Origin of the sequence: Arenimonas sp. (assembly GCF_035312645.1) — a bacterium.
In the GTDB taxonomy this organism is placed as follows: Bacteria; Pseudomonadota; Gammaproteobacteria; order Xanthomonadales; family Xanthomonadaceae; genus Arenimonas.
This window is the reverse complement of record NZ_DATGBO010000131.1, coordinates 1-11071: the sequence shown is the minus strand read 5'-3', so window position 1 is coordinate 11071 and position 11071 is coordinate 1. Positions and strand designations below refer to the sequence as shown.

8 protein-coding genes, 1 tRNA gene and 1 pseudogene are annotated in these 11071 nt (G+C 63.0%); 9 read left to right on the top strand and 1 reads right to left on the bottom strand.

Annotated elements, in window-relative coordinates; genetic code table 11:
* The 7 genes and pseudogenes from VKM35_RS11950 to VKM35_RS11920 form a co-directional block, all read left to right on the top strand.
* Nucleotides 1-692: pseudogene (locus tag VKM35_RS11950) on the top strand (protein TolA); the annotation flags it as partial.
* The gene (gene tolB, locus VKM35_RS11945) at nt 680-2011 is read left to right on the top strand and encodes a Tol-Pal system beta propeller repeat protein TolB (RefSeq protein WP_414636649.1); all 1332 of its coding nucleotides are present in this window, start codon (nt 680-682) and stop codon (nt 2009-2011) included. The pseudogene VKM35_RS11950 and the gene tolB, both read left to right, overlap by 13 nt.
* Before the next feature lie 55 nt (nt 2012-2066).
* Nucleotides 2067-2582 (top strand): peptidoglycan-associated lipoprotein Pal, encoded by a 516-nt coding sequence (pal, locus tag VKM35_RS11940; protein WP_324321241.1) that lies wholly within the window; start codon nt 2067-2069, stop codon nt 2580-2582.
* A gap of 60 nt (nt 2583-2642) precedes the next feature.
* A complete protein-coding gene (ybgF, locus tag VKM35_RS11935; protein WP_324321243.1) occupies nt 2643-3389 on the top strand; it encodes a tol-pal system protein YbgF in 747 nt (248 codons plus the stop codon).
* Between the two features lie 22 nt (nt 3390-3411).
* The gene (gene queE / locus VKM35_RS11930) at nt 3412-4062 is read left to right on the top strand and encodes a 7-carboxy-7-deazaguanine synthase QueE (protein ID WP_324321240.1); all 651 of its coding nucleotides are present in this window, start codon (nt 3412-3414) and stop codon (nt 4060-4062) included.
* Nucleotides 4063-4155: 93 nt separating this feature from the next.
* Complete coding sequence (queC, locus tag VKM35_RS11925; RefSeq protein ID WP_324321239.1) at nt 4156-4866, top strand: 7-cyano-7-deazaguanine synthase QueC; 711 nt, start codon at nt 4156-4158, stop codon at nt 4864-4866.
* A gap of 65 nt (nt 4867-4931) precedes the next feature.
* Nucleotides 4932-5007: transfer RNA gene (locus VKM35_RS11920), tRNA-Lys, on the top strand.
* 231 nt (nt 5008-5238) lie between these two features.
* On the opposite strand, the gene VKM35_RS11915 is transcribed toward VKM35_RS11920, so the two are convergent.
* A complete protein-coding gene (locus VKM35_RS11915) occupies nt 5239-6939 on the bottom strand; it encodes an alpha/beta hydrolase (protein ID WP_324321238.1) in 1701 nt (566 codons plus the stop codon).
* A 632-nt stretch (nt 6940-7571) separates the two neighbouring features.
* On the opposite strand from VKM35_RS11915, the gene VKM35_RS11910 reads away from it, so the two are divergent.
* Both VKM35_RS11910 and VKM35_RS11905 read left to right on the top strand, forming a co-directional pair.
* Nucleotides 7572-10406: a hypothetical protein gene (locus tag VKM35_RS11910; protein ID WP_324321237.1), complete on the top strand. Its 2835-nt coding sequence runs from the start codon at nt 7572-7574 to the stop codon at nt 10404-10406.
* A 216-nt stretch (nt 10407-10622) separates the two neighbouring features.
* Nucleotides 10623-11071 (top strand): hypothetical protein (locus VKM35_RS11905; protein WP_324321236.1); only part of this gene is annotated, 449 nt, incomplete at its 3' end.

Sequence of the window (11071 nt, the reverse complement as noted above, 5' to 3'; positions counted from 1 at the left end):
TGCCGAAGGTACAACCGCTGCCGTCACCGAATCCGCAGACCAGCGAAACGCCGATCCAGCCGACGCCACAGGCGCCGCAGGAACACCCGGAACTCGTCGACCAGCAGGCGATCGATCGCAACGCCATGCTCAAGGCCGAGCAGGATGCGAAAGAGCAGGAAGAAAAACATCGCCAGGAACAGGTCGACCTGACCGAGGACATCAAGCGTCAGCAGGAAGTCGAGCGCAAACAGCGCTTGCTGGCGCAATACGAAGCCATCAAGGCCGAGAGTGCGGCGGCAGCAAAACAGACGCACATGGAAGAGCAGCGCCTCAAGCAACTGGCGGATCTGTCGGCGGCCGCCAGCAAACCCGCGGCGCAGGCGGCATCGACACCGCCGCCGGGCAATCGCGGCAATTCCGACGCCAATCTGCTGGCACGCTACAAGGCCGCGTTGAACGCCACCGCGCGCGCGAACTGGAATACCGTCGGCGTGCCGGAGCTGACCCGTTGCATCATCCGCTTCACCCAGATCCCCGGCGGCGAAGTGATCAACATCGAATTCAGGGAATGCCCTTACGATCCGCGTGCGCGCGAGACGGTGGAGCGCGCGCTGCGCAAGACGCCGATGCCATACTCCGGTTTCGAGCCGGTCTTCATGCGCCAGGTGGAACTCGAACTCTGTACTCCCGAAGAGGAATGCCAACAATGAAACGGCTGCTAGCGATACTCCTGCTGTTCCTGCCGCTCACCATCGCGCAGGCGCAAGTCCTCGACATCGGCCTGGTCGTGGGCAACGAGTCGGCGCTGCCGATCGCCGTGGTGCCAATGCCGTACACCGGCAGCAACCTCAAGCCCGACACCGATGTCGCCGGCGTGATCCGCGACGATCTCAACCGCTCCGGGCAGTTCCGTTCGGTGCCGGTCGACACGATCCGCGGTTTCTTCGCCGACAAACCGATGCCGACGCGCGGCAGCGAGGTCAAGTTCTCCGACTGGAAGTTGCTCAAGCAGGATTTCGTCGTCGTCGGCCGCGTCATCGACGAGAGCGACGGCGGCTATCGCGTCGAATACGAGTTGTACGACGTCGCCAAGCAGCAGCGCTTGATCGGATTGTTCGACAGCGGTCGCGGCAAGGGCCTGCGCGATGTCTCGCATCGCATCGCCGACCAGATTTACGAAAAGATCCTCGGTGTCCGCGGCGCCTTCTGGACGCGCATCGCCTATGTCACCGCCACCGGCCTTGGCCAGAGCATGCAGTACTCGCTGATGGTCGCCGATTCCGACGGCTACGGTCCGCAGACCGTGGTGAAATCGCGCGAGCCGCTGCTGTCGCCGGCCTGGAGTCCGGACGGCCGCAAGCTCGCCTACGTGAGTTTCGAGCGCGGCAACTCCACCGTTTACAGCCAGGAAATCATCACCGGTGCGCGTGAAGTGATCGCCAGCTTCAAGGGCATCAACGGCGCGCCGTCGTTCTCGCCCGATGGCCGCCGGCTCGCGCTGACGTTGTCGAAATCCGGCAATCCGGAAATCTACGTGATGGATCTGACCAGCAAGTCGCTGACCCAGATCACCCATCATTTCGGCATCGATACCGAAGCGACCTGGACGCCGGATGGGCAGAACCTGATCTTCACTTCCGACCGCGCCGGCAAGCCGCAGGTCTACCAGGTCGCCGCCAGCGGCGGTGAGCCGACGCGCCTGAGCTTCGCCGGCGATTCCAATGCGAAAGCCAGCGTGTCCTACGATGGCAAGAAGATCGCAATGGCACAGGGTTCGGGCAATGTCTATCGCATCGCCGTGCTCGATCGCAGCTTCGGCGGCACCGGCCGATGGCAGACGTTGTCGCCGGGAAATCTCGACGAATCGCCGAGTTTTGCCCCCAATGCCAGTATGCTTCTCTACGCTACCAAGGAAGGCCGCAAGGGCGTCTTGTATGCTGTGTCGGCCGACGGTCGCGTGAGGCTGCGTTCGACCGTATCGGACGGCGATGTACGCGAGCCCGCCTGGTCACCGTATCGGCAACGCTGAGCCCCCGCTTTAGCCCGTTCCGCCCTGAAACACCATCACCGTCGAGGGAGTTCCCATGAACAATGTCACCCGCCTTCTCACCGCTACCGCCGTCTGCGTCGCCTTGGCCGCATGCTCACAGAAGGTCAAGGAAGCCCCGCCGACCGACAATGGCAACAACAACACCGGCGCCAGCACCAGCGGCATGGCTGGTGACGGCAAATACGGCCCGGGCGATCTCGATACCGATGCCTGCCTGCGCCAGCGCGTGGTCTATTTCGATTTCGACCAGGACACGCTGAAACCCGATTTCCAGGCGGCCATTGCCTGCCACGCCAAATACCTGCGCGATCGTCCGGAAGCGCGCATGACGCTCGAAGGCAATGCCGATGAGCGCGGCACCCGCGAATACAACCTGGGCCTGGGCGAGCGCCGCGGCAATGCGGTGTCGTCGGCGATCCAGGGCAGCGGTGGTTCCGCCAGCCAGATCACCGTCGTCAGCTACGGTGAAGAGCGCCCGACCTGCGTGGATTCGACCGATGACTGCTGGTCGAAGAATCGCCGCGTCGAGATCGTCTACAGCGCGAAGTAAGTCGTGAACTTCCTTCGTCCATCGTCGGCCCTGGTCCTGCTGGTCGCCCTCGCGGCGACCATGCCGGCCGTGGCACAGAAACAAAGCCTCGCCGATCGCGTCGCGCGCCTCGAGCAGCAGTCCTCGACGCAGACGCAGTCTTCCGGTCAGGCCAATGTTGACCTGCTCAACCGGCTCACGCAGTTGCAGACGGAAGTCGCGTCGCTGCGTGGTCTGGTCGAGCAACTGCAGAACGAGAATGCGCAGCTCAAGCAGGGCAATCGCGATCAGTACATCGACCTCGACAGCCGGCTGCAGCGACTCGAATCGGGCGGTGCGCATCCGGCAGCGACGGGGCCGCGCCCGCCAGCCGCGACAACGCCGGCCGCCGCCGGCAAGCCCGCAACAAAGCCATCCGCCACCACTTCGACACCCGCAGCAGCTGACGAGCAGGCTGCCTACGGTTCGGCATTCAATTCACTCAAGCAGGGCGATTACGTCGAGTCCGCGCGCGGTTTCAAGGCCTACCTCGATGCCTATCCGCAGGGTGCGCTGGCGCCGAACGCGTGGTACTGGCTCGGCGAAAGTTATTACGTGACGCAGAATTATCCGATCGCGCAGCAGGCGTTCGAAACCCTGCTCAGCCAGTTCCCCGATTCCGGAAAAGTGCCGGATGCGCTGCTCAAGAAAGGTTATTGCCAGATCGAGCTCAAGCAGGTCGATGCCGGCCAGCAGACGCTCAATCGCGTCATCAGCACGTATCCCGACAGCGATGCCGCGCGTCTGGCGCAGAGCCGTCTGCGCGCGCTGAGTCTCGAGACGCGCTGAGCCGACAGCGACGCGCATGCAAGTGGCCAACGCAGATCGTCTGCGCCTCACCGAAATTTTCCTGTCGTTGCAGGGCGAGTCGCGCAGCGTCGGCTGGCCGACCGTTTTCGTGCGCCTTACCGGCTGCCCGCTGCGCTGCCAGTATTGCGATACCGCTTACGCTTTTCATGGCGGCGATTGGTGGGAGATCGATGCGATCCTCGCTGAAGTCGGCAAGCACGGCGTGCGCCACGTCTGCGTCACTGGCGGCGAACCGCTCGCGCAGAAACGCTGCCTGGCGTTGTTGACGCGACTCTGCGATGCCGGCTACGAAGTGTCGCTGGAAACATCCGGCGCGATCGATGTCGCCGATGTCGACCCGCGCGTCGTGCGCGTGGTCGACCTGAAAACGCCGGGTTCGAAAGAGCAGCATCGCAACCGCATGGAAAACATCGCGCTGCTCACAGCCAACGATCAGGTCAAGTTCGTCATCTGCGATCGCGACGATTACGACTGGGCGAAATCGATCCTGGTCGAACACCGGCTCGATACCCGCTGCGAAGTGCTGTTCTCGCCGAGCTTCACCCAGGTCAAGCCACGCGAACTGGCCGAATGGATCATCGCCGATCGCCTGTCGGTGCGTTTCCAGATGCAATTGCACAAGCAATTGTGGGGCGAAGAACAGGGCCGCTGAACACGCGCGACCCTTGTGGAAGCGGGCATGATCGCGACTTCCATCACATCGCCACCCCTTGGCCCAACATCGCCCAGCGGCGACAATAGCCGCATGAACTCCAACGCTCCCACGCCCCGTCGCGCCGTCGTCCTCGTCTCCGGGGGTATGGATTCCGCCGTCGTCCTCGCCATGGCCCAGGAGCAGGGGTACGCCTGCCACGCGCTCAGCGTCAGCTATGGCCAGCGGCATTCCGCCGAGCTGGTCGCTGCCACGGAACTGGCGCAATCGCAGGGCGCGATCGAACACAAGACCGTGGTCGTGGACCTGCGCAGCATCGGGGGTTCCGCACTCACTTCCGACATCGCCGTGCCCGAGCGTGGCATCGATGAAGCCGCCGGCGCCGGCATCCCGGTCACCTACGTGCCGGCGCGCAACACCATCATGCTGTCCGTGGCCCTGGGCTGGGCGGAAGTGCTGGGTGCGCGGGCGATTTTCTGCGGCGTCAACGCCGTCGATTATTCCGGCTACCCCGATTGCCGCCCGGAATTCATCGCCGCCTTCGATGCGCTCGCCAATCTCGCCACGCAGGCCGGCGTCGAAGGTCGCGGCATGAAGGTGCATGCGCCGCTGATGCGCATGGGCAAGGACCAGATCGTCCGCGAAGGCCTGCGCCTGGGCGTGGATTTTTCCCGCACGGTGTCCTGCTATCAGGCCGATGATGCCGGGCGTGCCTGCGGCCGTTGCGATGCCTGCCGTCTGCGCGCGGAAGGCTTCCGCGCCGCCGGCGTTCCCGACCCCACCCGGTATGGCGACCCGCGCTGAGGTTTCGGTTAGAATGCGCACCCCGGCCGCGCCGGGTCGGGCTCGCCCCGCAGTTTCACCTCGATGGGCCGTTAGCTCAGTTGGTAGAGCAGAAGACTTTTAATCTTTTGGTCGATGGTTCGAATCCATCACGGCCCACCATCCCGCGGAATTCAAGAAGAGCCATCAAAAAGTCCGCGTCTTTTTGTCGATGGTTCGAATCCATCACGGCCACCAGACCATTCAAAGGGTTGCAGCAATGCAGCCCTTTTTCTTTCTGGTATTTTGTCCGTGGGCATATGGGGGGGGAGGGCAGGGCGTTTTATAGGCCGGAAGTATTGCTTAGCGTGCGGTGGGTCGATGCGATTTTGGCTTCGTCCCAGATACGGGGCGTCACTCCCATCCCCATTTCTTCAGCGCAATGTTCAGCGCTGCGCGCACCTGTACTACACCGGGCGGAAAGTAGTACGGAAAAAAATGTCCGACGTCCGGCACCCACACCAAAGTGGCGTCATTGCCGGCGTCCTGATAGCGGTCAACAAAAGTTCGCATCTGCGCGGAGCTGCAGTACTCGTCCTCGCTCGCATGCACGGCCAGCAACGGCGGCTCGCCGGCTTTCACCCGATCGATCGGCGAATAATCGCTGGGCGCACCACGCTCGACCACGCGACGTCGGAACCAACCGTCTTCCTCCGGCCCGATCGGATTCGCGCAGCCGCCCATCGAGATAACCGCTGCCGGGAACTGCGTCGGCTGGCCATCCTTGGCATCGATACCTCGCGTCGCCAACATCAGCGCCAGCGTGGCGCCGGAAGAGAAGCCCGCGACGCCAATGCGATGGCGGTCGATGCCCAGTTCCGTGGCATGCGCAACAGCCCAGCGCCAGGCGGCGGACGCATCGTCGAGATATTCCAGCGGCCCGGTATCGAAGCGATTGCCGGTGCGCAGTTCCACCGCCAGCACGGCAACGCCTTTCTCGCGTAGCGCCTTGCAGAAGATTGGACAATGCCACCACGTGCCTTCGGTTCCTGATCCGCCGTGGAACCAGAGCATCGCCGGTGTAGCTCCAACCCGATGGGCGTTGTCCGTGGGTGGCAGCACATGGATTTCGAGTGCCGCGCCGTCCACGGTCTGATAGACCTCGATGCGATGGCCGTCGCGCTGGGCATGATCGTCGGCGATGGCCTTCTCGATCCGCAGCCGCACGTTTTCCGGAGGATCGAGCGCGAGGTAGTCCTTCCAGATCGGCTCCATGCCCTTGGCGCCGTCGTCGTTGACATGCGTCTCGACAACCCGGCTCGCCTGTTCCAAACGCAAGGATGGCGTCTTCAGGTCGCGCGCCACAGCCAGTTCGGCGCGCAGCCAGCGGTTGTCGCCGGTCCGCAGCGCAGGATCGGAGGCCATCCTGATGCGCGCTTGCTCATGCAGGTACGCGCTGATGAAGGTCTGATATTCGGGCAACGCAGACCATTCGCTGGCTTCGATCGGTACGTCTCCCATCCGAGTGGTTGGGCCACCTTCTGGAGTCAGCTTTGGAACATCAGTCTCGCGCCAGTGCATGAACGGAAACAGCACCTGACCTGTTGCCCATTGATAGGCGATGCGCGCGCGCTCGCGCACAAGAAAATCTGACGTTACGGAGTCGGCGAGCGCGGAAAGGCGTTTCTCGTCCGAGCGACGCGCCTGCGCCCATGCTGGCGCGAACGTCTCCCAGGGCTGCGTCACGTGCGCCATGAATCGCTGCGTCGATACCTCCGACGGTGCTGCCAGATAACGATTGGCTGCAGCTCCGCTGCCTTCGAACATGATCTTCTTGCCCTGCAGTCGCACGGTCAGATCGTCGCCGGGGCTGAGGTAGAACGAGAACTTGCCGCCGCATTCGAAGATCAAGTCGCGTGGCTTCGTCACGCTCGGCGTGAAAACGAACACCCCCGTCCCGTCTGCCGTCGTCTGCATGTCGTCCAGTCGCGCCGATTCGCAGGCATTCGCCGCCGTCGTTACCGTCAGCCGCGTGCCGACCTTCTCCGCGCCGTGCGCGGCGACAGACAGCAACATCGCAAGCGCCGCGATTGCACCCGTCAGCCCAACGCGCATGCTTGCTTCCCCGATGATGGAAATGTTTCGGATGATAGCGTGTCGTCATTACAGGAAACCACGGGCTCGGAGCCGCATAGGCTAGCGATTTTCTGAAATGTGCAAATGGATCAGAGGCCGAACCACCCCGAAATTCGTCGCCAACGATGCGTCGGAACCAGTTGTTTGGCCAACGTAATGGCTCGCAATGAGCGTGGGCAAAACGCATTGTCGTTTCGTGGAGACGCCTGCTTGAGAGCGAGGCGAATTGCTTGCAGGGGCAAGATTCCATGCGGCAATTCCTGCTTGAGCCAAAGACATGAAAATTTCGTTGGCTCCGAGCGTTCGGCGGCGGGTACGTTCGAGACAACCTCATCTGCGGTCGGAGCCGCCGTTGCGCGATCGGCGAAAATTGTCCGCTTCCGTTCCGGGGGTGCGTTGGCTGGGTGTCCCCATGATGAACCTGCGAAGGAATCCGAATGGCTACTCGGAAGAAATCAAGCGCCGCGAAGAAACAGTCGACGCCGCGTGCTGCGCTTGCGACGACAACCGCCAAGCCCAGCGAAGACGTATCGCTGAATTCACCCGTCACCACAACCTTTCCCCCAGGTGATTGCCAAGCGGGCCTGCCAGCGAGCACGTCGTTTCATGACGTGACGTTCGCCGAATTCAAGCGCATCAATCGCACCATCGACGATCTGCCGTATCCGATCGTGCTGTCGGACATTAACGAGACCGCGACACACACCGTCGATAAATTTGCCAACCATGAATACGCCAGTTTCATGCAGCGTTCGCTGGTCAAAGCCATGGGTTCGGGCTTGACGGCGATGGGCGGCATTCCCGCGAGCCGTCTGTTCGATAAGTCCGTGTCCGATCTGACCAAACCCTTGTTCCGGGACGTCGAAATCAAGGACGTCTACAAGTTCATCGAAACCGGTGCGCTGAGCGCTGATCGTGCGGGCGGCAAGGCGGGTAAAGTCGTGCTGACCGATCAGGCGAAGGCCGACCTGTTGTCGCGACGACCTGTGATGGTGAAGACGCGCGTTGGTGGAGCGGACGTGTTGCTGCGCCTGTCGGTCGGTCTCGATGACGCGGCGGTGCCGCTGCACAATGAATACCACGTCGGCACGGTATCGGAGTTCGCCAGCCGGCCTTTCATCGAAGCTACCGACGGCTCGCTTGTGCGCGTGACGCTCAGCGCCGTCCAGCTCAAATCGTTGTCCACCATCGGACAATCGACGGTCACGGTGGGCGGACGCAAGCTGATGCTGCGCAGTCGCACGACCAGCAGTGTCGAAGCCGGTCCATCCACGACGTTTTCGAAGCCGATCATCAAAGACGGCGGATCCGGTGGCGACAATACCGATCCAGGGAACGACGACGGAGCTGGCAGCGGAAGCGGTAGTGGCGGCGGCGGCGGTAGTGGAGGTGGTGCCGGAGGTAGTGGAAGCGGCGGTGGAACGCATACGCGTCTGCCACCGCCTCCGCCACCACCAGCTCCGCCTCCGCCTCCGCCTCCACCGGGCCATGCGACGCCAGCACAGCCGGCGCAGACCGGCCTGCCGCTGGCGCTCTATATTCCCTGGCGCCATCGCTGGATATTGAAGGGCTATTCGCGTGGCGAGTTGTTGCACTCGCTCGCCTTGGGTCCGCAGGAAGAAGTCACCCTCGAGATATCGACCTGGGATCGCCGCAAGCGGACCTTCGAAGACAGCGCCCGCTCGGAGTTCGAGCAGACCTCGGAATTCACCGACACGAGCAAGGACGCGCAAAGCGTCATGCGCGAGGCCAGCAGCCAGACGGAGCTGGGACTGACCATCGGGGCAGAGGTCGGTTTCAAGGTGGGCGTGGTGAACTTCAACGGCTCGTCCACCGCCAATGCGAAAACCGCGTTGGCCAACTCGAGCAAGAACAACCTCGAGATCCTGCGCGAGTCGGTCGCCAAGGCCAGCAACAAGCTCAAGCTCGAGCGCGAGACCAAGGTCAGCGAATCGAGTGAGGTTGGCATCGAGAACAAGGTGACGCGCAAGGTGCGCAACCCGAACCTCTGCCACACGTTGACCCTGAACTACTACGAGGTGCTCGCACACTACGAGATCGTCACCGAGTTCAATCGCGATGATGCCCGTCTGTGCGTGCTCGATCCGAACCCGGTGCAGTCGGAAGAATTCACCTACGAAAACATCCGTTACTACGAAAGCGTGCTCAAGCGCGTTCTGCTGCTGCCCGATCTCGCCGTGGGCTTCGATGCCGCGCGCAAATTGTTCGCTCAAGACCAGCTGTGCGAGGCGCGCCGGCGCAACGAGATGTGCAGCGCAGTGTCGAAAGTCGTGGCGGTGGACGAGCCCGGTCGCGTGCAGCTGCGGGCGGCGGCAAAACGCGCATACGACACCTATAAGGCGCTGGCGACAGCAACCCTGGCCGCGACCGTCGTGCCGTCGCCGTGGATGCTCATTTCGCCGTGGCCGGTCTTCACCCTGCAAATCAACGATAGGGCGAAGGTGCAGAAATACATGTACCTACGGCGCGCGAAGTCGATTGCGCCGGGCTTGTTCGAGGTGCTCGCTGGGATGGCGTCAGCGCCTGATTCGGACGCAAGCGTGCAGGCGCTGGCCGAGGCGCTCGGTGGCACGACCTTCAGCACGCTGTCCACCAATGCGATCGCACAGGACAAGGACGCGATGTACAAGGTGCTGCGCCAGGACTTGTATGTGCTGCCGCTGTGGGTGTTCACCGATATCCCCGAGGACGCCTATGCGGTCAACGATGGCGGACTAATGTCGATGCTCAACACCTTCACCGAGGGCGTTCGCGCCCTTAGTCAGGCCAAGGAGCTCGCCGCCGGCAAGGCGGCGATGGAAGCGAACCAGGGCGCGGTGCAGACCGACTATTCGAACAAGGAGATCGCCGAAGCGCTTGAATCGGTACAGTCCCTGGCCAATCACCTCAATCGTTATCGCAATTACTACCGCACCTGCATCCTGACCTTGATGCCGTTCCCCGACGCATTCCAGAACCGCCTGTCGATGCTGCCCCTGATCGAGCGGCGTGTGCTGGGCTTCGACAACAACGACGTCGCCCTGCCGGTGAACGCTTCGCTGGATCCGCGCACCGATGCCTTGTTCAAGCTGTTGGTGCTCGACAACGAAGAGCTGACCTCATCGCGCACGGTGCAGGATGTCACCTTGCCAACGTCGGGCATTCACGTCGAGACGCGCCTGGGAGAATGCTGCGCGTGCGAGGACTACATCGACGACCTGCGTCGGCTGGATCTGCGTGCGAAGGATGCCGACGTCGACCTCAAACGCGAGACGATCGCGCAGCAGAAGGTCGAAACCGAACGCATGCGTGCGCGATTGGCTGCTGGCGACCTCGACGACCCGATCGCCCATCCACCCATCCTGCGGATCGAGACCTCGCCGCCTGCACCCGTCACGCCATCAACGACACCGGGCGTGCCGACGCCGGCCACGCCCGGTCCCTGAGGCCCCATGGCGGACGGGTATCCCGACGAGATCGTCCTGCTGTACCGCGCCGACACCGGCGACGCCGCACGCGAACCATTGGCGGCGCCTGCGGCCGCATTGCAGAAGACGGCTGACACTTTCGTCGGGGCGCCGCAGTCGACCTTCGTGGGGCCGGGGGCGCTCGCAGCCGCAGCGCGCCCCGCGGCCGATCGATCGCCCAGCTTGTCGGCGAACGTGACGATCGATCTCGGTGGTGAAACGACGAGCCTGGGCGTTACGCCCGACACCGTGGAAGACGTACTGATCGCGCTTTATACGGCTGGCGGTTGGGAGTGGGTGCAGCATTTCTTGTTTGCACTCGGTCGCGAGGTATTTCCTGTCGACATGAAGGCCGTGTCCGCATCATCACCGCTGCAGGCGGAGGCGCCAGCTAATGCCGACATCGTGAAGCGACGCGTCGCATTTGCCGATGCTGTGAGCAAGTCGCTGGTGTCGCTCAATGGGCTGATCGTCGATGTACTGGTTGAATTCTCCGAGCGCGGGCTGGCGCTGGCGCAGTCGTTGGCAGTCGATAGCAGCAAGAAGCTGGCGACGCTGAAGCGGGCATACGGCATTCGCCTGAAGCCCGATGTTGCCCAGGCCGATTCTTCCGGTGCTGGCGGCGGAACTGGCACGACCGGCGG